Genomic DNA, 22263 nt, shown 5'->3' with positions numbered 1-22263 from the left:
ACCATCCCAAGGAGCGCATCGGCTCACGCCGACGCGCTCCTTGCCCGTCCTTAGAACTTCGTTTGCATCCCCACCCGCAGCGTGCGTCCCGGCGCGGGCATGAAGCTTTGCGCCAGCGGGTCGAGGTAGTAGCGATCGGTGAGGTTCTGCAACGAGACATTGAAACTGGTGTGATCCTGCAACTGATAGTTGAGGAACAGATCCACCAGGGCCACTTCCCGGTAGTTCAACTGCGGGGTGGTGGCGCCAGTCTGCCAGGGCTTATCGGCGGTGACCGTCGGCCCCGAGGTATAGGTGATGCGGGTGCCGAGGGTCAGGCTCTGATCGAAGAAACGCAAGCCGGTGGTCAGGTTGCCGGCGAACCGTGGCGGGTTCTGGGTATTGGTGTAGGAACCCATGAAGCTGCCCGGGGTACAGTTCGGGGTGTCAGCGGTTTTCTGGTAGGGGTTGGCGGTGGCACGCAACGTGGCGGCGAATTGCGAGTCGCAGGTTTCGGTCTTCAGGTAGTAGGTGGACGACAGGTCGGCGAACACCCGGCCGGCGTCATAGCGGGTCTGCAGCTCCAGGCCGCTGGTCTTGAAGCTGTCGGTGTTGCTGAACCGCATCAGGCCCCACAGGCCCGGGCTCGGGTCGTAGTAGCGAGTGATGTAGTTCTTGATGGTGTTGTTGAAGTAGGCGACCTTGATCGCGGCCGAGTCGCCATCCACCAGCAGGTCCTTGTGCAGGGTGCTGGCGCCGATTTCCCAGTTGCTCGAGCGCTCGGGCTTGAGGTTCTTGCCCGGCATGGTCTGCAGCACTCCCTGGCTGGTCTCGAACAGCGACGGCATGCGCATGCCCTGGGTGTAGGAGGCATAGATGAAGGTATCGGGCGCCACCTCCAGGTTCACCCCGAAGGCCGGGGCGAAGGCGCTGCCGCTATTGCGATCCTTACCGGAGTAGTCGTAGCCGGTGACCACCTCCCCCACCTGGGCGCCATAGACGCTGGTGCTGGTGGCACCATACTGGTTGTAGGGCGTGCCTTCGAATGGGAAGTTGGTATTGGTGAACACCGTACCGTTGTTCAACCGCGGATCGGTGGCATCGGTGTACTGGCCGCTCTGGTCGGGGAACCACATCAGGTAGCCGTAGTTGCCGGGCTTGGAAACCATCACGTACTTGTGCTCGAGCTCCTCGCGGCGGGCGCTGGCCCGGGGAATTTCATCCTTGGTGCGGTAGTAGGTGTAGCGTCCGCCACCCCACAGGGTAAGGCTCTCCACGGGCTTGTATTCCAGCTTGCCGTTGAGGCTGAACTCCTGCCGCGAACCTTCGCGCAGCATGCGGTTGGCGTTGATGTCGTGCTGGGTGGTGGCTACGCCTTTCTGTGGCTTGAGGTCCTCGATCTGGAACGAACCGCCCAGGTCCAGTTTCAAGTCGCCGTAGTCGGTCTTGAACCGTGAGCTGTTGTTCAAGTCGCCACCGATGCGCTGGTCGGCCTGGCGGCTCCAGCTGCGGTCCGAGCGATAGGACTGGGATGCCGGGGCAGCCACAGAGGTCAACTGGCTGGTCTGTGCATCGGTCATCCACAGGCCGGCGGTCAGGTCCACCAAGGGGTTGTTGTCGGGCAGGTAGTTGTAGCGCGCGGTATAGGTGTCGATCTTGGTCTGGCCCAACGGATACTGGTAGATGCCGCCGGTGCCGAAACGGAAGATGTCCGAAGGCATGATTTCGCCAATGCGCCCGTCGTAGCGGCGATAGCCCAGCTCGAAGGTGTGGCCGTCCGCCGGGCGCAGGGTGGTCTTGAGCAGGAACGACTCGGTCCGTGACGAGGAGTTGAGCACCTCCTCGCCGGCGTTGTAGGTCTTGGCCACGCTGCTCTCCTCATCGCCATAGCGGTTATACACGCGGTAGCGGTCCTGGCCCTTCTTGCCGGCGAAGTAGTTGCCCTGGTTGCGCTTGGCATAGGCGGCCACTACGTCGAACAGGTCATGGCGATAGGCGAACGCGGCGCTACCGGCTTCAGCTTCGGAACCGAACAGGCCACCACGGCTCTGGTGCGGCTCGGAGTACAGGTCCTGGGTCTTGGAATAACCATCGCGCGAGGCTGGCGCAACGCCGTTGTTCCACAGGTCGCCCTTCAAGCGCAGGCCGACATCCTTGCCCTCGCGCAGGATGTCGTCGACGCCGATGGTGCGCATCTTCACCGTACCGCCGATGGCGCTGGAGGTCAGGCTCGGGCCCTTGTCGATGGCAATGTCGCTGATCAGGTCGGGATCGATGTAGCTGCGCTGCTGGGTGCCGGCGTAGCCGCGATAGACATCCAGCGCCTGCTGCGAACCATCCACTGTCACCGCCACCCGGCTCTGGCCCTGGATGCCGCGGATGTTCACGTCCAGGCCACCGCCATTGCGGCTGTCACCCACTTGTACACCCGGCTGGCCTTTGAGCATGTCGCCCACCGAAACCACGCCGAAGCGCTGCATGTCTTCACTGGAGATGTACACCGACGAGCGCGGTGCCCGATATACCTCTTCCTGGTCGGGGTTCTCGCCCTTGACCTTCTGCACCGGCAGGGCTACCGACTCCTGGCGCAAGCGCAAGGCATAACCACCGTCAGGCTGGCGCTGATAACCCAGGCCGGTGCCCTCCAGCAACTGGCTCAAGCCGTGCTCGGCACTGAACTCGCCATGCAGGCCCCGGCTGGTCTTGCCGGCGGTGAGCAAGGCATTGCCCGCCATGCTGATGCCCGCCTGCGCCCCGAAACGCGCCAGGACCTGGTCCAGCGGGCCGGCATCGATCTGGTACTGGCGCTCGCCGACGGCAAACGCCAGCTCGCTGCCCAATGGCTGCAAACTGAGAAATAGCAGGGCAAATGTGCGGGTGCGCAAGGCACGGGCGGGGGATGTCATGCAAGGCTCCTAGGGGTTGGCACCCACCTGTCCCGGTGGGTAATACCTAGAGGCCCCGCGAGCTCGACAAAAACTGCGCGCAAAAGAAAAAATATTTTCAGACCGGCACCACAGTCACCCAGTAGCGGGTCCGGCGCTCGATGCGCACCGGCAGCGTCTGGGCGATCAGCGCCAGGGCCGCATCGGTGTCGTCCAACTGGAAACTGCCGGTCACCCGCAGGGCCTCCACCGCTTCGCTGCAACGCAGCACGCCCGGCCGATAGCGCGCCAGCTCGGCCAGCACCTGGTCCAGGCGCATGCGCTCGGCCGGCAGGATACCCCGTAGCCAGGCCTGGGCCAGCGCCGGATCGACCGGGCTCGGCACCCCGACGCCACGGCTGTCGACCCGCGCCCGCCAGCCGGCCGCCAGGCTGAGGAAGGCCGGGCGCTGCCGAGCCTCGACCTGCACCTGCCCCCGCAGCACCGTGACCTGGGTCCCCAGGGAATCATGGCGTACCAGCAGATGGGCACCATGGCCATGGAGCAACGCATCGGGAGTCAACAGTCGCAGGGCCGGAGCCTGCGCACGCACATCCAGCGCCAGTTCGCCCTCGATCAGTTGCACGTTGCGTCGCAGCGAATCGAACTGCAGGTCGACCGCACTGGCGGTGTTCAGCCACAGCCCACTGCCATCGGCCAGGGTCCAGCGCCGCCGTTCGCCGACGCCCGTGCGATAGGTGGCCAGGGCCGAGCGCACCAGGGTAGAGTCCGCGCCCTGCCAGGACAGTCCGCCCAGCAGCCCGAAGGCCAGCAGGCACTTGAGCAACTGCCGGCGCCGCCGAGGGTCGGTCCCCGCCGCCTCCAGGGTCCGCCGGGCCGTGGCGTCGGCCAGCAGCCCGGCCCCCGGCTGCAACAGCAGGGGCAGGCTGCTGACCCGTTGCCAGGCTTGCTCATGCTCGGCGCAGGACTGCCGCCAGCGCTCCAGGGCCTGTTGCTCGCCAACGCTCATCAGCCCGGACTGCGAGCGCACCAGCCAGTCGATGGCACGGTCGCGCACCTGCGGGTCGACGGTCATGCCATTCATTCGAAACGGCTCGCGTAGCAGACACTGAAGGCCTTGCCCATGGCTCGCTGCACCTGGGCCACGCTCAGGCTCAATTGCGCGGCGATCTGCGGGTAGGTCAGGCCGTCGAGCTGGGACAAGAAGAAGATCTGCCGTACTTGCATCGACAGCCCCACCAGCAGCGAATCCAGCTCCAGCAACGTCTCGATCATCAGCAATCGTGTCTCCGGCGAAGGCTCCTCCCCCTCCGGTCGGGCCGCCAGGGCCTCCAGGTATGCCCGTTCGATCGCCTGGCGGCGCCAGCGATTGATCAGCAGGCCATTGGCGATGGTGGCCAGAAACGCCATGGGCTGGCGCAACTCACGCACATCATCCTGGGAACGCAGCACACGGATGAAGGTGTCGTGGGCCAGGTCCTCGGCATCGGCACTGTGCCCCAGGCGCCGGTGCAGCCAGCCGCGCAGCCAGCCGTGATGGTTCACATACAACTGGGCAACGGGCGAGACAATGCTGTTGTTGTGCATGAGAGATTCGCATTAATGATAATGCTTCTCATTTTATTATTGCCGCACGAAGGTTGTACAGCATGGCAAGCAATTGCAGCCAGGCGACAGCCACAGCATGCGCAACAGGATCAGGCGAGAAGATTGGCTTGCAAAGACTTTCCAGTACTCACCAGGCAACCTTCCCAGCGCAGAGAGTCAGGTTGGCTGTCGATCGATATCACGGCGCAGCACCACCGCCGTGGTGATGTCCTCGACCGATTCGTGAGTCGCGACGGCATCCCGGACCCGGTTCAGGTCATCGATGGTTCGCGCCTCGATCTCGATCACCAGGTCGAGCTGGCCACTGACCGAGGAGACCCGGCGTACCTGCGAGTGCTGCGCCAGGACGTCGAGCAAACCCATGGCTGGCGTGCGCTTGAGGCTCACCAGCAAGATGGCGCGAATCACATGGGCATCGATTTCGCCGATATCGGCCCGGTAGCCCCTGATCACGCCACTGCGCTCCAGGTTGATGACCCGTTCGCTGGTAGCGCTTCTTGAAAGGCCGATTCGCGCGGCCAGGGCCTTCAAGGCAATCCGCGCCTCCTTGGACAGGATTTCGAGTATTTCGCGATCTTTTGCATCGAGGTCGCGCATTGCAACTCCTCAAGTCCGCTACCGATTTTGTGCCGGTCGATTCCGACAATATGCCGGCCAGGGCCGACCGCATACCTACTGCCCGCCCAGGCCGCGCATGCCAAGCTAACTGAAAAAAACAGCTTGGAAAACCGCCGCCATGACCGACCTTCGCCACCCCGCCCCGCAGTTCTCCAGCAGCGCCGTCGAAAAGCTGGCCGAGCAGTTGTTCAATGTCACCGGCACGGCCACGCCCCTGGCTAGCGAACGTGACTGCAACTTCCGCTTGCAGACGGGCACCGACGCGGGATGGATCCTGAAAGTGGTCAACTCCAGCGAGCCGCGCACCGAAAGCGAGCTGCAGACCGCCATCCTCGACCACCTCGCCAGCAGTGATCCCGAACTTGCCGTACCCCAGCTCAAGACCAGCCTTGCAGGCGACTTCCTCGCCTCTGCGCTGGCCCCTTCCGGCGAGACCCATGCGGTCCGCCTGGTCAGCTGGCTGCACGGCACGCCCCTGGCCGAGGTCAAGCGCACGCCCGGGCTGATGCGCAGCCTGGGCCAGGCGTTCGGCAACCTGGATCGCGCACTGCAAGGCTTCATGCATCCGGGCGCGGTCCGCGATCTGGACTGGGACCTGCGCCACGCCGCACGCGCCAGGTCACGCCTGCACTTCATCAAGGACCCCGGCAAAAGAGCCATCCTCGAGCGCTTCATCGATGCTTTCCAAAGTACGGTGCAGCCGAAGCTCGCACGCTTGCGCACCCAGGTCATCCACAACGACGGCAACGACTGGAACATCCTCGTCGACCCACAGAACCACCAGCAGGTCGCGGGCATCATCGACTTTGGCGATGCGCTGCATACGGTGCTCATCGCCGAAGTCGCCATCGCCTGCGCCTACGCCATCCTCGACATGGAAGACCCGATAGGCGCGGCCGCAGCCCTCACTGCCGGCTTCCACGAGCGCTTCCCCCTGCAACCGCAAGAGCTGGATGTGCTGTTCAACCTGATCGCCATGCGCCTGGTCATCAGCGTCACCTTGTCGGCATCGCGGCAAGAGCAGGCCCAGGACAACCCCTACCTGGCGATCAGCGAAGCCCCGGCCTGGCGCCTGCTGGAAAGGCTGGATCGCATGCACCCGCGACTGGCGACGGCGATCCTGCGCAAGGCTTGTGGCCATGACGCCATGGAGGGCGCCGGCGAGGTGCGCCGCTGGGTCATGGACAACCGCAAGTCGTTCGCGGATATCGTGCGGCCAGCGGCAGCGACCCTGAACAAGGTCATAGTGCCGTTCGCGGACGCCTCCCATGCGATGACGATCGCCTCGGCCGCCCAACGTCCGGCGGAGGCGACCCAGTGGTGGAACGATTTCTCTGCCCGGCACAAAGTCCCTCTCGGCATCGGCCCCTGGGGCGAAGAACGGACCATCTACACCGACGTGGCATTCGTCTCGCGCTTCATCGAAGGGCAACGCCGGATCATCCACCTCGGCGTGGACCTGATCATGCCCGCAGGTACCCCGCTGTACACCCCGGTGGCCGGCGTGGTGCGCAGCGTCGAGGTCGAATCCGAACCCCTTGGCTATGGCGGCTTGATCATGCTCGAGCACACGCCGCAGGGCTGCCCGCCCTTCCTGACCCTGTGGGGCCACCTGGCCCACGAAGCCCTGGAGCGCCTGAAGCCCGGCGATCACCTGGATGCCGGCGCACTGCTGGGCTACATGGGCGCGGACACGGAAAACGGCGGCTGGCTGCCCCACCTGCACCTGCAGATGTCCACCGACACCCAGCTGCAAGCCAGCGAGTTCATCGGCGTTGGCGAGCGGGCCTATCTGGATGTGTGGGCCGACCTGTTCCCCGACGCCTCGGAGCTGGCCGGCATCCCCGCGGAAACCTACAGCCAGGAAGGCCGGAGCAAGGCCCAGATCGTGGCCAGGCGCAAGGAGCTACTGCTGCCCAACCTGTCGATTTCCTATTCGGACCCGATCAAGTTCGTGCGTGGCGACGGAGTCTGGCTGATCGATAACTTCGGCCGGGCCTACCTGGACTGCTTCAACAACGTCTGCCACCTGGGCCACAGCCACCCGGACGTGGTGCAAGCGCTGACGCGCCAGGCAGCGCGGCTGAACACCAACACCCGCTACCTGCACGACACTATCGTGGAGTATGCAGAGCGGCTCACCGCCACTTTGCCCGAAGGGCTGACGGTCGCCTCCTTCGGTTGCTCGGGCAGCGAAGCCAACAGCCTGATGCTGCGCATGGCGCGCAATCACACCGGGCGCGACGAAGCCATCGTGCTGGACTGGGCCTACCACGGGACGACCCAGGAGCTGATCGACCTCAGCCCCTACAAGTACAAGCGCAAGGCCGGCAAGGGCCGCGCGGCACACGTGTTCGAGGCCAGCGTCCCGGATGCCTACCGCGCCGCCGACGACTGGCCGTTCGAGGAACTGGGCCAGCGCTTCGCACAGAGCGTGGCCGACCAGATCCAGAGCATGCGCAAGCAGGGGCGCGCGCCGGCGTTCTTTCTCGCAGAGTCCATTCCCAGTGTCGCCGGGCAGCTGTTCTTCCCGGAAAACTACTTGCAGGAGGTCTATGCCATGGTTCGCGCCGCAGGCGGCCTGTGCCTGGCCGACGAAGTCCAGGTCGGTTTTGGCCGAGTGGGCAGCCACTGGTGGGCCTTCGAGACCCAGGGGGTGGTCCCCGATGCGGTGTCCATGGGCAAGCCCATCGGCAACGGCCATCCGCTGTCGGCGGTGGTCACCACGCGGGAGCTGGCCGACAGCTTCGACAACGGCATGGAGTACTTCAACACCTTCGCCGGCAGCCCGGTCTCGTGCGCCGTGGGGCTCAGCGTGCTGGAGGTGATCGAGCGCGACAACCTGAAGCTCAACGCCCTGACCATCGGCAATTACCTGCTCGCAGGCTTTGGCCGGCTGCAACAACGCTACGAGGCCATTGGCGATGTGCGCGGGCTGGGGCTGTTCCTGGGGATCGAACTGGTGACCGATCGCAAGAGCAAGTGCCCCGCCACCGAGCTGGCCCGGAAGGTCGCCGATGGCGCCCGGGAGCGCGGCATCCTGATCGGCACCGAAGGCCCCTACGACAACGTGCTGAAAATGCGCCCGTCGATGATCTTCAGCCAGAAGAACGCCGACTTCCTGCTGGAGGTCCTGGACGACAGCTTCCGGGCGGCGCTGCAATAAGCCGCCAGCAACGGCACGGCAAAGACAGCACTCATGGGCCGGCGCGGGCTGCACGCGGCGCCGGCATAGTGCCGGCCAATTCCGGCAATGTGCCCGGCAAGTGAACACCTTGCCTGGTGCTTTCCAGGGTGGCCTGTGCAAAGCTTTTTGCGAGGCCTGGGTGAAGAGCCCGATAAAACAAATAAAAATTCTTCAAAGGTGCCATCCAATGCTAGTCAGAACGCTCAAGGGTCTGTTGTTCGCATCCACCGTGGCAGCCACAGCGCTGCTCTGTCCCACTGCCGCCCAGGCCGATGACCTGCAGACGATCCAGCAAGCCAGGGAAATCCGCATCGCCATGAGCGGCCAGTATTCCCCCTTCAGCTTCGCCAACGAGCAGAACCAGATCGTCGGCTTCGACGCCTCCATCAGCGAGGCCCTGGCTGAGCGGCTGGGGGTGAAAGTGACCATCATCACCACGCCATTCGACGGGATCATCGCCGGGCTGCTGGCCAGGAAATACGACGCCATCATCGCCTCCATGACCATTACCCCGGAGCGCCTGAGGGCCGTGGACTTCGCCGGCCCCTACTACCACGCCGGGCGCACGATAGTGGTCAAGGATGACTCGGCGATCCACAGCCTGGACCAGCTCAAGGATGTAACGGTCGGCGTGACCCTGGGCGATGCCCACGACAAATGGGCCAGGGCCCGCGGCAACCTGAAGGTGAAGACCTACAAGGGCCTTCCCGAGATGCTGGTCGACCTGGAGGCCGGGCGGATCGACGCGATCGTGATGGACAGCGTCCCAGTGCTGGTGGCCGTCAAGGAAACCGGGCAGAAAGTGCGCATCATCACGCCCCCGGACAGCGATGGCGGCATCGAAGGCATGGGCATCGCGCTGCGCAAGAACAACCCCGAACTCAAGGCTGCGCTGCAAAAGGCACTGGACAACATGCTCGCCGATGGCAGCTACGAAAAGATCTCGATGCAGTGGATCGGCAAGGATATTCGCTGACACCCTCGTCGCCTGGCTCGACCCGGCGTCGAGCCCGTCCACCTGATTTTTCCGAGCCTTCCCATGGACCTGACTCTCATCCAACGCACGCTGCCGTTCTTCCTGGAGGCAGCGTGGATCACGGTGCAAGTGTCGCTGCTGGCACTGGTGCTCGGCTTGCTGGTTTCCATCGTCCTGGTGGCGGCGCGCCTGTGCAGCAGCTTCATCCTGCGCTGCCTGGCCAGGCTCTACATCAGCGTGTTTCGCGGCACGCCCTGCCTGGTGCAGCTGTTCCTCATCTATTTTGGCGGCCCGCAAATCGGCCTGGAGCTGGAGCCGTTCTCGGCCGGGGTCCTCGGCCTGGGCCTGAACATCGCGGCCTACATGGCCGAATCCATTCGAGGCGCTATTGCCAACGTCGATCCCGGCCAGGAGGAAGCGGCTCGCTCCATTGGCTTCAGCAGGGGGCAGACCCTCTGGCTGATCACCCTGCCGCAAACGGCAAAGCTGATGATCAGGCCCCTGGGCGTGAATGCCGTGGCATTGATCAAGGGCTCGGCACTGGTGTCGACGATCTCCGTGGTCGAGCTGTCCTATACCGCGCAGCGGTTCATCAGCTCGACCTATAAACCCTTCGAGATCTTCATGGTATCGGCGGTGCTTTACATCGTGATGGTCTATGCGGTGAGGCTGCTGGTCGACCACCTCGATCAGCGCTTCGCGGCCAAGTGAGACCCTCCAATGCCAAGCCTCGACCTGAGTATCGTGACACCTTATTCCGAACTGCTGGCGACCGGACTGTGGTGGACCGTCGTCCTGTTCCTGAGCTCCAGCGCCTTGAGCCTGCTGGCGGGAATCGCCTTCGCCCTGATCGTGCTCTATACCCCAAGGCTGGTGTCGCTGCCCATACGCTTCATGACCTGGCTGCTCATGGGCACCCCGCTGCTGCTGCAGCTGTACCTCATCTACTACGGCCTGGTGCAAGTGGGGATCGACATCCCGGCATTGATGGCCGGGATCATCGGCCTGAGCCTGCACTTCGCTGTCTACAACGCCGACGTGATCCGGGCCGGCGTACTGTCGGTGGATCCGGGCCAGGTCGAAGGCGCGCGCTCCATCGGCCTGAGCCGCAGCCAGACCCAGCGCTACATCATCGTTCCGCAAGCCTTGCGCAGCACCATCGCTCCTCTTGGCAACAACCTGATCGTGCTGCTCAAGGACACCTCCCTGGTGTCCATCATCGGCATTGCCGAGCTGGTCTACAGCGCCCAGCGCGCGGTGAGCGAAACCTACAGTCCGTTCGAATTCTATCTGGCCGTCGCGGTGATCTATTACGCCGTCAATCTTGTTCTGGAAGCCGGCCTGCACCTTCTTGAAACCCGGGTAGAGATGTCTCGATGACCACAGAAAAGCTCATGATCCAAGTCAAGGGGGCGCGCAAGGCCTATGGGGCGCTGGAAGTCCTCAAGGGCATCGACCTGTCCGTCGCGCGCGGGCAGATCATCGCCATCATCGGCCCCAGCGGCTCGGGCAAGAGCACCCTGCTACGCTCGATCAATCACCTTGAGGTGCTTGACGACGGCCAGATCTGGCTCGAAGGCGAACAGGTCAACCGACCCTTGAAAGGCCGGGCCTTCGAGCAGCACATCAATAGCGTGCGCCAGCAGATGGGCATGGTGTTCCAGCACTTCAACCTGTTCCCGCACCTGACCGTCCATGAAAACATCGCCATCGGCCCGATCAAGCTCAAGGGGCTCACCAAGCCGTTGGCTCGTGAGCTGGCCATGGAGTACCTGGAGAAAGTGGGCCTGGCCAACAAGCTCGACGAATACCCCTCGCGCCTGTCCGGCGGGCAGAAACAACGGGTGGCCATCGCCAGGGCGCTGGCCATGCGCCCCAAGGTGATGCTGTTTGACGAAGCGACCTCGGCGCTGGACCCGGAGCTGGTCGAAGAGGTCAACCAGGTAATGCAGCAGCTCGCCGCCGAACACATGACCATGCTGATCGTCACCCATGAAATGCGCTTTGCCGGCGAGGTCGCCGACCGGATCGTCTTCATGGACGGTGGCGTGGTGGTCGAGCAGGGAACACCCCGGGAGATCCTGCAGAACCCGGTGCAGGAACGGACTCGCCTCTTCCTGAAAAAGCACCTGCACGATCGATAGATTGCCAGGCCGCTTCGCCAGCAGCTGTTGCGCCAGGCCAATGGTCTTGACCGTTTGCCTGGCGCAACAGGATGGGCCGGGCACCGCCCGACCCGGACTCGGCTCACCGGTGTTTCACAGCGCAGCGAGCTCCAACTCCATGGCCTGGGACATCAGGCTAGAACCCGCGCGCAATGGCTCGAGCGCACCCACGGGGCGAAAACCACAGGCCTGGTACAAATGCATGGCTGGCGTCTGGGCATAGGTGACCCCCAGCCGAATCCGCCGCGCGCCCTTGCCCCGGGCCCAGGCCAGTACCTGCTCGAGCAAGGCAGCGCCGGCCCCGAGGCCACGGCAAGCCGGATCGACCCACATCTGGTAGATATCGGCTACCGCGCTTTCGGCGACCGGCAATTTGCACCAGACCAGGCCACAGGCCTGGCTCCCCTTGAAGGCGAACAACGGCAGGTCATTGCCGCCAGCCAGGCCTGCAGCGATACGTGCCGCCCACTCCTCGTCCGTCCGCACCGCTTCGTCCTCAAGGGTGCTGGCGAAAGCATCCGGTGAATCCTCCAGCGCCCGCAGGCGCATATCCCGGTATTGCGGCCATTCATTGGCCTTTATCGAACGCGTCGAAATCACCCCGCAGCTCCTTTTCAATGGTCAGCTCGTCGCTGCCGACTCCAACCAGGCATGAACCATGGGCCCAGGGTCGATTGCAAGCAAGGGCCGCCGCGTTATCCAGCTTGACCCGAAGTATCCCGGCACTCGAGGTACTTAATACGGGGGCCAGGTATATTTTTTGCCCGCGATGGCTTTCCCACCGTTTGCACCTACGCTTCTCGGCGAAACCTGGCGCTTTGATAGCATTGCGCTGCCCAGGCTCATGGTTCAGATGCAGGGTCAAGCTGGTCAGCCTGTCTTCCTACAAGGAGTTCAAATGCCAAAACATGCAGCAGTATTCAGGACGGTTTCAACGGCGCTGGGGGCCACGATCTTGCTGGGCCTGCCAGGCACGAGCTCCGCCTTCCTGGGGGAATTGAAAGCGACCCTGGGTTTCGAAGTAACCGCCGGGGTCGACAAGGAGACCTTGGCGGTCATCAAGGCGCTGCCCGCCGATGTGCGCACCGAGGTGTTCAAGATCCTCGATCGCACCGACCGAAGCGTCTATGGATACCTCGATAAAGTGAACGAAACCGTGCGCAATGCCGTGGACGAGCTCTCGTGTGCCGCTACCGGCGCAGGCTACGGAGCGGGCAAGGGCTTGAAACAGGTACTGGGATTCACCCCCAACGACGTCAAGGACATGAAGGACGCACTGATAGAAATAAGAAAGGACTTCTCCTACAAGACAACCGCCGATGACTTCACGACCGTCTATGCCGATTACGATGCCAGCGCACGCACAGTGGTATGCGCCGAGGGTAGGACCAGTGCAACCGGCAGGGAAATGACCCGACTGCGAGGACAGGCCAGCGAGTCCTACATCCTCTGGGCCAGGCTGCGGGACATGTGCACACGTTCCGAAGATTGCTATGCCCTGGTCTACAAGACCCTCAAGGACAACCTGAGCTCCGCGGCGCGACAGGATCTTGCCGTGACCAGGGCAGAAGAACGCTTCGCCAGCTTCAAGCCCAGCATCGAGCGAAAGTCTTCCTTCCTGGGCCTGGTCAATACCTACAACGTCCAGGAATACGAACAAGCACTCGGCAAGATGCTGTTCCTGAGCGATCAACTGCTTCTGGTTTCCACCTCCCGGATCGAGAAGGCCAAGGTTCGTCTGTCGGAACAGGAAAGGTACCTGGCAAGTGCCGAGGCGGATCTGTCCAACGCCAGGAAACTTGCCTCGGGCAATACCAGCCAGCGCGTCCACTCCTGCAACCTGGGGTACTCCCTGACCGCTCGCGGCCAGGCCCTGGCACAAGGCCTGGAGCAAGTGAAAAGCTTCGAGATGCTCACCCAACCGCAACTGGCGGAGTATCAGGCGCGGCTGGATACCATCGCCTCCACAGCGAAATCCCTTCAGGCGTACTCCTCCGACGAAGTGGGCAACAACAAGTCCAAGTGCTACGTCAACAAGATCTGGTATGACCCCCATACCGATCACAGTCCCCATTGAAATACACCGGCGCGCGCCTGCTACACTCGCGTCCCGATCCACCTGTCGATGACCACAGGTATTGGTCTCTCAATTGAAAGGACGCTTCCATGAACAAGGCGCTCTACAGCCTTTGTGCCGCCACCCTGGCGCTGTCGCTCGACGTGGCCCACGCCGCCTCCGTGGCCGAGGTCTTCACCGGCGACATGCTGGGCACCAACCAGCGCTACTTCGAATCGATCGCCGGAATCCCCCGGGAATCCAACGGCAACGCCCATGTGTTCAAGGTCCAGGGTTGCCAGATCACCGCAACGGTAGAAGGCGGCAAGGTCAGCGCCCTGCGCATGGAGCTGGGCCCCAAATGCCAGGCCGACCTGACCCAGTTCATCGGTACCTATGCCCCTGCTCCCGGCCAGCCTCTGACCCTGGGCGCCTTCGAGGCTTCATCCGGCGGCGGCCTGAGCTATAGCGCCGACTGCCTGAGCATGTGCGGCAACGCCGCGGACCCTTCGGTCTATGCGCTGTGGGAAGGACCCCATGCCGTGGACTTCAAGCAGGTAATGCTGGAAGTGACGCTGGTCTCGGATGCCGCGATCAACGCCGCCGACCAATGGGCGAGCCAGATGCAAAAGGCCGAAGGCGAGGACTATGTGATGGAAACGCGCTTCAACTGCGACCAGAAATACGCCGCCGCAGCCCAGAAAGCCTTTGAAAAGGTCCAGGTCACCGCGGTCACCATAGGCACCGACCTCAAGGGCCCAGGCTGCTGAGACGACACGCGGCAACCCAAGCGCGCCCAGGGATCCAGCTCAAGCTGATATCATCCGCGCGCTTGTCCCCCAGGTAGAGAACGATGAACCGTCGCAAGAAAATCAAGCAGCTGCTGGACGCCCACGCCAAGAAAGCCAAAGCCAAGCTGGCACCGAAAAACAAGCCCAAGTACATCTGCAAGGCTGACCGCTTGAAGCTGGCCGAGGAAGCCGCCCGTGAGGCCCAGGCCGCTGCCCAGAACTGAGTGAAATGCCCTGGTGCCGCAGCGCATGCCGCCAGCCATGCTCGAGGACACTGACGCCAGGGCCAGACGATTTACGGACAACGACAGAGGGATGATGTGAGTCGAGTGATCAACCGTGTAATCCAGCAAGCCGCACAGAACTTCGCCGATAGCCTGAGTGCGTTCTACCCCTCCTATGGCCGCAATGGCATGAACGAACGCAACCTCACCTTTCAACTGGCCAATGCCTTTGGCGCACGCAACAACGCCCATGCCTTCATGGAAGTGCCGTTTCTCAACCCACTGACACAGCGCTATGAGTATCGGATCGACTGCATGCTGTTCGACAAGGAGCGCGTGTTCTTTGTCGAGGCCAAGCGCCTGTTCACGCCGAAAAAAGCCGCGCAACTGCGTATCGACTTCCAGCGCATGGGGACGGAGAACCTGGCTCCGGTCCTGGAGAAGTTCGTCGCCCCTTCCACCAAGGCGCGCACGGTCTATCGCCTGATACTGGCCGAAACCTGGCATAAGAACATCGTCAGCTGGTGGCGGATGGAAGACAGCACCCGGGCCTGGGACAACAGTTGGCTGCCAGACGATCGCGGCGTAGTCGAGGTCAAGACCTTCGACAACCAAAGAACCCTGTATTGGCTGTATGCCTATGAGCAGTTGGAGATTCCGGCATAGCTTGGGTGGCGAGGATCAAGGCCGGGATGCTTGCAAGGACCGCTGGTAAAGCACACAACTGGAGCACTATTGGACATGTACCCCACCGGAACTCATCTGATTGTTGGTCGAGGCCTCTATACCCACCACGGGATCTTTGTCGGCAGGAATCGCGTGATCCACTATTCCGGCATGGGTTCGGGCCTGCATAAGGGCTGTATCGAATCGACCAGCCTGGAAGCTTTCCTGCAAGGCAAGCAAGCCAGAACCAGGACTTACAAGAAGGTCTATTTCCGCGGCCCCGAGATCTGCCGCCGGGCTCGCTCGCGACTGGGCGAAGATCAATACAACCTGCTGTTCAACAACTGCGAGCATTTCGCCACTTGGTGCGCCACCGATCGGCACTCCAGCAAACAAGTCGAGGCAGCAAGGCAACGACTGGGCGCAGCAGCCACGACCCACTTGCTGGGGCGCCAGGCCGCGAAGCAGGCCGCAGGGCAAACCACCAAGGCCCTGCTCGGCAAAGGAGCAACGACCGCTGCACGCCAGATGCTGGCCGGACAGGCAACCAGGACCGCAACTAACCATATGGCCCGCTCATTGGCCGGCCAGGCCATGGCCAAGGGAGCAGTCGGCACCGTTGCTGGTTTCGCTGCCACTAGTGGAGTTTCCAGCATGGCTGCTGCAGGACTTGGCGTGGCGGGGCTGGCCGGCGGGACAGCCCTTGCTCCGGCGGTGGCAACAGTAGCAGTCGCGGCAGGTGCGGCTTATGTGGTCAGTAGCATCTGGGACTGGATTACGGACTGGTAACGAACCACGGGACAGGAACCCTCTAGTTCGAGAGCCCTGTCCAACCAACAGGCGATCCAGGCGTCGCGTTCTTTCGTATCGTCAGGGCTAGCTCCACATCACCCAGGCTCGACGTTCATCCTGGGGCAACGCTTTATCGTCAAGTTTCAACCCCACCGAAGTATCGCTGAGCCCAGTTAGGGATATCGAGCAGCTAAGTACTGATGAGTACCTTGCTTCAAGCGCGCATGGCGGAATCCAGCTTGGGGTGATTGTCTTTATAGTAAAGCTCCGCATCCGCTGCATCTTCTGAAGGCTTGGGAACAATCTTCGCGACGTAAACGAAGGCTCGATCATTCATCGTCCCCGTAGTACTTGACGCCAATGCGGATGATGTCTCGTCCCTGGTCCTTGCGGTGGTGGTTGGTATCGCGCAGTGAGTAGATGCAACCACAGTACTCTTGCTGGTAGAAACGTTCGCGCTTGCTGATTTCGATCATCCGCGCCGAACCACCGCCCTTGCGCCAGTTGTAATCCCAATAGGTGATCCCCGGATACTTTTGCGCGCTGCGGATGCCGCTATCGGTGATTTGCTTCATGTCTTTCCAGCGCGAGATACCCAGGGAACTGGAAATCACCCTGAAGTTGTTTTCATAGGCGTAGAGCGCAGTGCGTTCGAAGCGCATATCGAAGCACATGGTGCAGCGCGTGCCACGTTCGGGCTCATGCTCCATGCCTTTGGCCCGTTCGAACCAGTTGTCTTTGTCATAGTCGGCATCGATGAACGGCACATTGTGATCTTCGGCAAAGCGAATGTTCTCGTCCTTGCGCAATAGGTATTCCCGTTCGGGATGAATGTTGGGGTTATAGAAGAAGATGGTGTAGTCGATGCCCGAGGCGCTGATCGCCTCCATCACCTCTCCCGAACAGGGAGCGCAGCAGGAGTGCAACAGCAACTTCTGCGCACCATTGGGAAGGCTCAGCCGAGGCCTTTTGAAGTCTGGCATTGGGGGATGTCCTGGATAGATCGCCCAGATGAAAAAACCAGAGCACGATGATGTGCTCCGGCAACCTTTAGGCAAACGTCGCTGGATGCGTGAAGCGCTCCGCGCAGATAGATGCTCAAACCGTGCTGTGTGCGGCGATGTTGCAATACTGCCCCTTGAAGTACAGCAATGGCTGCGTGGCGGCAGCTTCTTGCAAGTTCAATGCCTTCACTTCACCAATCACGATCAGATGATCGCCTGCAGCGTGTTCGGCATGAATTTCGCAATCCAGCCAGTGCAGGCTACCGGCAATGATGGGATTACCCAGCGGTGACTCCTGCCATTGGACTCCGCGCCATTTGTCCGTGCCACGGCGAGCGAACTGGTTGGAAATACTGACCTGTTCGCCTGAGAGGATATTGACGACGAACCGGCCGGCCTGGCGAATTTTTGGGTAGCTGGCCGAGTTGGACATGACGCTGAACGACACCAGCGGCGGGCTCATCGAGACGCTGTAGAACGACTGGCAAGTGAAACCAATCGGTTCGCCATCGATGTGGGAGGTAATCACCGTGATACCGGATGCGTAGTGCCCGAGCGCTTCGCGAAAGCTCATAGGTTCGATAGCAGTACTAGGGAATGGCATATCAGGACCTGAATATTGGGTGCCGTACGAAAGTGCCAAGGACGGTTGAAGTAGCTTGAGCTACCACCGCCCCTTTGGCATTCCTTGCGGCACCAGCTAAGCACTAGTTCGAAAGTTCTCTTCGGACGATTTCCGCACCTGCGCTCAAAGCGCCCAGCTTGCCTCTCGCTACTTTTCGAGACAAAGGCGCCATGCCGCAGTTGGTGCAAGGATAGAGCTTGTCGGCATCGACGAACTGCAGTGCTTTTCGCAGCGTGTTGGCTACTTCTTCTGGAGTCTCAATGACGTTGGAGGCGACGTCGATAGCGCCTACCATCACCTTTTTACCGCGAATGAGTTCTATGAGGTCCATCGGCACATGGGAGTTATGGCACTCCAGTGAAACTATATCGATGCTGGATTTCTGCAGCTTGGGAAAGGCTTCTTCATATTGCCGCCACTCTGACCCCAGCGTCTTTTTCCAGTCTGTATTGGCTTTTATGCCATAGCCATAGCAGATATGTACCGCTGTTTCACATTTGAGGCCTTCAATAGCGCGCTCTAATGTGGCAACGCCCCACTCGTTCACCTCATCGAAGAAGACATTGAACGCAGGCTCATCGAACTGGATGATATCGACACCAGCAGCCTCAAGCTCCCTGGCCTCTTGATTGAGGATCTTGGCGAACTCCCAAGCCAGTTTCTCGCGGCTTTTATAGTGGCTGTCATAAAGCGTATCGATCATCGTCATCGGACCTGGCAGGGCCCACTTTATGGGTTGCTTGGTTTGCTGGCGCAAGAACTTGGCATCTTCGACAAATACCGGTTTTTGGCGAGTGACCGCACCCACGACCGTCGGCACGCTGGCGTCATAGCGATCACGAATCCTGACGGTCTCGCGCTTCTCGAAATCGACACCGTCCAGATGCTCAATAAAGGTGGTGACGAAGTGCTGGCGGGTTTGTTCGCCATCACTGACGATATCAATGCCTGCCTGCTGCTGCTCTTGCAATGACAAGCGCAAAGCATCCTGCTTACCCTCGACCAGCTCTTCGCCTTGCAACTTCCAAGGTGACCAGAGTTTCTCTGGTTGTGCCAGCCAGGAAGGTTTGGGCAGGCTGCCAGCGGTTGAGGTAGGGAGCAATTTCTTCACAATAGATAACCTTGTATTTTTATCATTCAAAGGGCGTAATTTGCGGACCACTGCTCGAGAATGCCTTGGTAGGGCTTGATGAAGTGCTCCTCGACAAATTGTCCCTGTTCAATGGCCAAGCGACTGCGCTCTTCTCGGTCGTAGACAATTCGGGTCAATGAATAGTCCTGATTCTTCAGGCTTGGCTGATAGGATTTTCCTGCCACAGAGTTTGCATTGTAGATTTCAGGCCGGTAAATCTTTTGAAAGGTATCCATCGTGCTGATGGTGCTGATCAACTCAAGATTAGTGTAGTCATCGAGCAAATCGCCGGAAAAATAAAAGGCTAGGGGCGCAGCACTGTTCGGCGGCATGAAATAGCGAACCTTCAACCCCATCTTGTTGAAATATTCATCCGTCAGGGAATATTCATCCTGTTGGTATTCCACACCCAATACAGGATGATTGTTTTCAGTCCGATGATAGGTTCTGCTACTCGAAACACTCAGGCATATGACTGGCGGCTTGTTGAAATTCTGCTTGTACGCACTGGAGTTCACAAAGCACTTGAAGAGGTTGCCATGCAGGTCACCGAAGTTTTCCGGAGTGCTAAAATCTGGCCGCCCATTATTGTGCCCCAACAACAGCACGCTAAAGTCATAATCTCGCACATAAGACGAGAAGTTATTGCCGACAATGCCTTCGGTACGCACATTGGTCTGTCGATCGAGAATATTGGTTTTCAGTATTTCAATCAGCGGCAGGGAATCACCGCTATTGCCGACACCAAGATTCATCGCGACAGAGATGATTTCAAGCTCAACGGAATAACGATCACCCTTGGGGTTATCCCAGTGCGCCAAGGCATTGAAACGGTTATCTATCATTCTCAAGGTATTGCGCAAGTTCTCTTGGCGACTATTACCCCTGGCCAAGTTAGCGAAATTGGTAGTGATCCGTGTATTTTCGGAGGGTTGATAATTCTCGTCAAAAGAAATGCTTTTAATCGAAAATAAAAATTCTCTACTCATTTCAATCCGACACCCTAAAAGAAGAGGCAAACCAGAGGCAATTAATCGGACCTTGATTAATTCCAATTTATTGTCCGGCTTCACTTAATATTCTTTGCGACACTCACAAGTTGCATGTATTTTATGCAAACTGAATGATTGAGTGAAAATGAATTGATTTCACTGAGTCTTTAGCCATCTTCATGATGCGTTATACGGCCAACCGCAGAAGTTCTGCAGCACGGGGGCCTAGCCCCCCCTGCAGCGCGCAACGCCATTGCCTGGGGCAATCCCAGCGCAGGCGACAGCATCCCCACCACAAGCGCTGCAACGGCACCCGACGGGTGTTTGCCAGGGCACAAAAAAGCCCGCGGCACATGGGCGCGGGCTCGAGCGGGGTTACAGCAGGCAATGCCGGATCAGTGCCCTGCCTGCTTAGAAGTTCGCCGGGGTGTTGGCACTGATGATCTCGGCCTCATCCTGGCCAATGTTCCTGAAGCTATGGGGCAAGGTGGTAGGGAAGTAGTAACCATCGCCCGGATTGAGCACGCTCACCTGGCCATCCACCGTCAGTTCCACGGTGCCACGGATCACCAGGCCGCACTCCTCGCCTTCGTTGTGCACGATCGGCTCTTCGCCGGAGCTGGCGCCCGGGGCGTACTGCTCGCGCAAAAAGCGCATCTGCCGGTTGGCCAGGGGTGCGCCGACCATCAACAGGCGCAGGCCGTCACGGCCCAGGTCCGGTTGTTCGCTGGCACGGAATACGTATTGGTGCTCACGGGGCGGCTGGTCGAAGGTGAAGAAGTCGGCCAGGGACATGGGAATGCCTTCCAGCAGCTTTTTCAGGGAACTGACGGAGGGGCTGACGCGATTCTGTTCGATCAGGGAGATGGTGGCATTGGTAACGCCGCTACGCCGGGCCAGCTCGCGCTGGGAGAGGTTGTAGCTTTCGCGAACGAGTTTGAGTCGGGTGCCCGTGTCCATAACAGCCTTATGTGAGAGGAACTGGAGGGAATCGTGTGGCGGTTGGGTCGCGAAAATCGCGATCTGGCTGCCCCTGGAGCCGGAAAGGCGGCTATTTAAACATGTTTGACGGCGGTGCTGTAAAGGCTGGCGACAAGGGGTTTACGGGGATTTTACGGTGGATTTTCGGGGCCTGGGAGGTCCTGCGTTCGACCGCGAAGCGGCAACAAGCCTGTCGACGCGTGGTGCCTGGCAAACCGCGTCATCGCTCATCGCGAGCAAGCTGCGCTCCTACATAGAACAGGAGCGCGCAGTGCCATGCTCATGCATCCTTTCAGATTAGATGCCGAAACGGTCACGCAGGGCGTAATAGGCAGCGCCCATGGCGGTCAGCGGCGCCTGGAAGGTGCGGCCGCCGATCATTGGCATGTGCGGCAGCGAGGCGAAGGCGTTGAAGCGCTCGGCATCGCCACGAATCATCTCGGCGATCAGCTTGCCGGCCAGGTGCGAGCAGGTCACGCCATGGCCGCTATAGCCTTGCATGTAGTAGGCGTTCTTCTCGATCCGGCCGAATTGCGGCATGCGCGACATGGTCAGCAGGAAGTTGCCGGTCCAGCGGTAGTCGATCTTCACGTCCTTGAGCTGGGGGAAGGTCTTGAGGATCTTCGGCCGGATCAGTTGCTCGATGTCGTTGGGCTCGCGGGCACCGTAGACCACCCCGCCGCCGTACAGCAGGCGGTTGTCACCGGTTAGGCGGAAGTAGTCCAGCAGGTAGTTGCAGTCTTCCACGCAATAATTGTTGGTGATCAGGCTGCGGACCAGTGGTTCCGGCAGCTGCTCGGTGACGACGATCTGCGAGCCGCAGGGCATGCTCTTGCGGGTCACCCGCGGGTCCAGGTCCTGCTGCAGGTAAGCGTTGCCGGCGATCAGCAGGTACTTGGCGCGGACCACGCCCTTGGCGGTGCGCACCACGTTGGGCTCGCCGTAGGTGATTTCCAGGGCCGCCGACTGCTCGAAGATCTTGCCGCCCAGGCCGATGAAGGCGCTGGCCTCGCCCAGGGCCAGGTTCAGCGGGTGGATATGCCCGCCCTGCATGTCCAGCAAGCCGCCGACGTAGTTGCGGGTACCGACTTCGTGGTCGATCTGCGCCTTGTCCAGCAGCTTGAGGTTGTGGTTGCCCAACCGTTCCCAGTTGCGCTTCTGCTCGGCCAGGCCCTTGAGCTGCTTGGGGTTCAGGGCGGCGAAGATACCGCCAGGACGGTAGTCGCACTGGATATCGTAGTGCTGGATGCGCTGGCGAATGATGTCCGCGCCTTCGAAGATCATGCTGCCGAGCACCTCGGCGCTCTTTTCCCCGTAGCGCTCTTCGATCACATCCACGTCGCGGCTGTAGGAGTTGACCAGTTGCCCGCCGTTGCGCCCGCTGGCGCCGAAGCCGACCTTGGCCGACTCGAGCACGGTGACGCTGTAGCCGGCCTCGGCCAGGAAGAGCGCCGAGGACAGGCCGGTATAGCCGGCGCCGATCACACAGACATCGCACTCCACCAACTGGTCGAGCTCGGGGTAGTCGACGGTCCGGTTGCGGGTCGCCGCGTAATAGCTGTTCACGTAGGTTTGCATGTCG

21 protein-coding genes are annotated in these 22263 nt (G+C 61.0%); 10 read left to right on the top strand and 11 right to left on the bottom strand.

Annotation, left to right across the window (positions count from 1 at the left end; genetic code table 11):
* Positions 1 to 50 precede the first annotated feature (50 nt).
* The 4 genes from C4K40_RS11590 to C4K40_RS11575 form a co-directional block, all read right to left on the bottom strand.
* On the bottom strand, positions 51 to 2885 hold the full coding sequence (locus C4K40_RS11590; protein WP_053136405.1) for a TonB-dependent receptor: 2835 nt from the start codon (positions 2883 to 2885) through the stop codon (positions 51 to 53).
* Between the two features lie 97 nt (positions 2886 to 2982).
* Positions 2983 to 3948: a FecR domain-containing protein gene (locus C4K40_RS11585; protein ID WP_053136408.1), complete on the bottom strand. Its 966-nt coding sequence runs from the start codon at positions 3946 to 3948 to the stop codon at positions 2983 to 2985.
* Complete coding sequence (locus C4K40_RS11580; RefSeq protein ID WP_022643715.1) at positions 3945 to 4451, bottom strand: sigma-70 family RNA polymerase sigma factor; 507 nt, start codon at positions 4449 to 4451, stop codon at positions 3945 to 3947. Before C4K40_RS11580 ends, C4K40_RS11585 begins: the two co-directional genes overlap by 4 nt.
* 177 nt (positions 4452 to 4628) lie before the next feature.
* Positions 4629 to 5069: an Lrp/AsnC family transcriptional regulator gene (locus C4K40_RS11575; RefSeq protein WP_022643714.1), complete on the bottom strand. Its 441-nt coding sequence runs from the start codon at positions 5067 to 5069 to the stop codon at positions 4629 to 4631.
* A gap of 139 nt (positions 5070 to 5208) precedes the next feature.
* On the opposite strand from C4K40_RS11575, the gene C4K40_RS11570 reads away from it, so the two are divergent.
* The 5 genes from C4K40_RS11570 to C4K40_RS11550 all read left to right on the top strand — a co-directional run bounded on the left by C4K40_RS11570 (position 5209) and on the right by C4K40_RS11550 (position 11397).
* Entirely contained in the window at positions 5209 to 8256 is a 3048-nt protein-coding gene (locus C4K40_RS11570) for an aminotransferase class III-fold pyridoxal phosphate-dependent enzyme (RefSeq protein ID WP_053136410.1), read from the top strand.
* A gap of 208 nt (positions 8257 to 8464) precedes the next feature.
* Positions 8465 to 9253 (top strand): ABC transporter substrate-binding protein, encoded by a 789-nt coding sequence (locus C4K40_RS11565; protein WP_053136413.1) that lies wholly within the window; start codon positions 8465 to 8467, stop codon positions 9251 to 9253.
* 63 nt (positions 9254 to 9316) lie between these two features.
* Positions 9317 to 9964 carry an amino acid ABC transporter permease gene (locus C4K40_RS11560; protein ID WP_053136417.1) on the top strand — a complete coding sequence of 216 codons (648 nt, stop codon included), beginning with the start codon at positions 9317 to 9319 and terminating at the stop codon, positions 9962 to 9964.
* Between the two features lie 9 nt (positions 9965 to 9973).
* Positions 9974 to 10633 carry an amino acid ABC transporter permease gene (locus C4K40_RS11555; RefSeq protein WP_022643710.1) on the top strand — a complete coding sequence of 220 codons (660 nt, stop codon included), beginning with the start codon at positions 9974 to 9976 and terminating at the stop codon, positions 10631 to 10633.
* Between the two features lie 14 nt (positions 10634 to 10647).
* Entirely contained in the window at positions 10648 to 11397 is a 750-nt protein-coding gene (locus C4K40_RS11550) for an amino acid ABC transporter ATP-binding protein (RefSeq protein WP_172681675.1), read from the top strand.
* 114 nt (positions 11398 to 11511) lie between these two features.
* On the opposite strand, the gene C4K40_RS11545 is transcribed toward C4K40_RS11550, so the two are convergent.
* Positions 11512 to 12018: a GNAT family N-acetyltransferase gene (locus C4K40_RS11545; protein ID WP_053136421.1), complete on the bottom strand. Its 507-nt coding sequence runs from the start codon at positions 12016 to 12018 to the stop codon at positions 11512 to 11514.
* A 298-nt stretch (positions 12019 to 12316) separates the two neighbouring features.
* Between C4K40_RS11545 and C4K40_RS11540 the strand changes: the two genes are divergently transcribed.
* The 5 genes from C4K40_RS11540 (at position 12317) to C4K40_RS11520 (ending at position 15944) form a co-directional block, all read left to right on the top strand.
* Positions 12317 to 13495, top strand: a complete 1179-nt coding sequence (locus C4K40_RS11540; protein WP_124421295.1) for a hypothetical protein — start codon at positions 12317 to 12319, stop codon at positions 13493 to 13495.
* An 89-nt stretch (positions 13496 to 13584) separates the two neighbouring features.
* Complete coding sequence (locus C4K40_RS11535; RefSeq protein WP_053136428.1) at positions 13585 to 14244, top strand: hypothetical protein; 660 nt, start codon at positions 13585 to 13587, stop codon at positions 14242 to 14244.
* A gap of 83 nt (positions 14245 to 14327) precedes the next feature.
* Positions 14328 to 14489, top strand: a complete 162-nt coding sequence (locus C4K40_RS11530) for a DUF2986 domain-containing protein (RefSeq protein WP_083456979.1) — start codon at positions 14328 to 14330, stop codon at positions 14487 to 14489.
* A 105-nt stretch (positions 14490 to 14594) separates the two neighbouring features.
* A complete protein-coding gene (locus C4K40_RS11525; RefSeq protein WP_022643704.1) occupies positions 14595 to 15155 on the top strand; it encodes a hypothetical protein in 561 nt (186 codons plus the stop codon).
* A gap of 75 nt (positions 15156 to 15230) precedes the next feature.
* On the top strand, positions 15231 to 15944 hold the full coding sequence (locus C4K40_RS11520; RefSeq protein WP_083456980.1) for a lecithin retinol acyltransferase family protein: 714 nt from the start codon (positions 15231 to 15233) through the stop codon (positions 15942 to 15944).
* Between the two features lie 332 nt (positions 15945 to 16276).
* Here the strand turns inward: C4K40_RS11520 and C4K40_RS11515 are convergent, their stop codons facing one another.
* From C4K40_RS11515 to C4K40_RS11490, 6 genes are all read right to left on the bottom strand, one after another.
* Positions 16277 to 16930, bottom strand: a complete 654-nt coding sequence (locus tag C4K40_RS11515; RefSeq protein WP_031321478.1) for an epoxyqueuosine reductase QueH — start codon at positions 16928 to 16930, stop codon at positions 16277 to 16279.
* A 115-nt stretch (positions 16931 to 17045) separates the two neighbouring features.
* Positions 17046 to 17555, bottom strand: a complete 510-nt coding sequence (locus C4K40_RS11510; RefSeq protein ID WP_053136431.1) for a flavin reductase family protein — start codon at positions 17553 to 17555, stop codon at positions 17046 to 17048.
* Positions 17556 to 17658: 103 nt separating this feature from the next.
* Positions 17659 to 18687: a methionine synthase gene (locus C4K40_RS11505; RefSeq protein ID WP_172681676.1), complete on the bottom strand. Its 1029-nt coding sequence runs from the start codon at positions 18685 to 18687 to the stop codon at positions 17659 to 17661.
* A 26-nt stretch (positions 18688 to 18713) separates the two neighbouring features.
* The gene (locus tag C4K40_RS11500) at positions 18714 to 19697 is read right to left on the bottom strand and encodes a DUF1852 domain-containing protein (RefSeq protein WP_053136434.1); all 984 of its coding nucleotides are present in this window, start codon (positions 19695 to 19697) and stop codon (positions 18714 to 18716) included.
* Between the two features lie 414 nt (positions 19698 to 20111).
* A complete protein-coding gene (locus tag C4K40_RS11495; protein WP_022641033.1) occupies positions 20112 to 20660 on the bottom strand; it encodes a cupin domain-containing protein in 549 nt (182 codons plus the stop codon).
* Between the two features lie 318 nt (positions 20661 to 20978).
* Entirely contained in the window at positions 20979 to 22259 is a 1281-nt protein-coding gene (locus tag C4K40_RS11490; RefSeq protein WP_053136437.1) for an FAD-binding oxidoreductase, read from the bottom strand.
* Between the last annotated feature and the right edge of the window lie 4 nt (positions 22260 to 22263).

The sequence above is a fragment of the Pseudomonas sp. CMR5c genome, from assembly GCF_003850545.1.
GTDB classification, from domain to species: Bacteria; Pseudomonadota; Gammaproteobacteria; order Pseudomonadales; family Pseudomonadaceae; genus Aquipseudomonas; species Aquipseudomonas piscis.
This window is presented reverse-complemented; position numbering and strand designations above follow the sequence as displayed.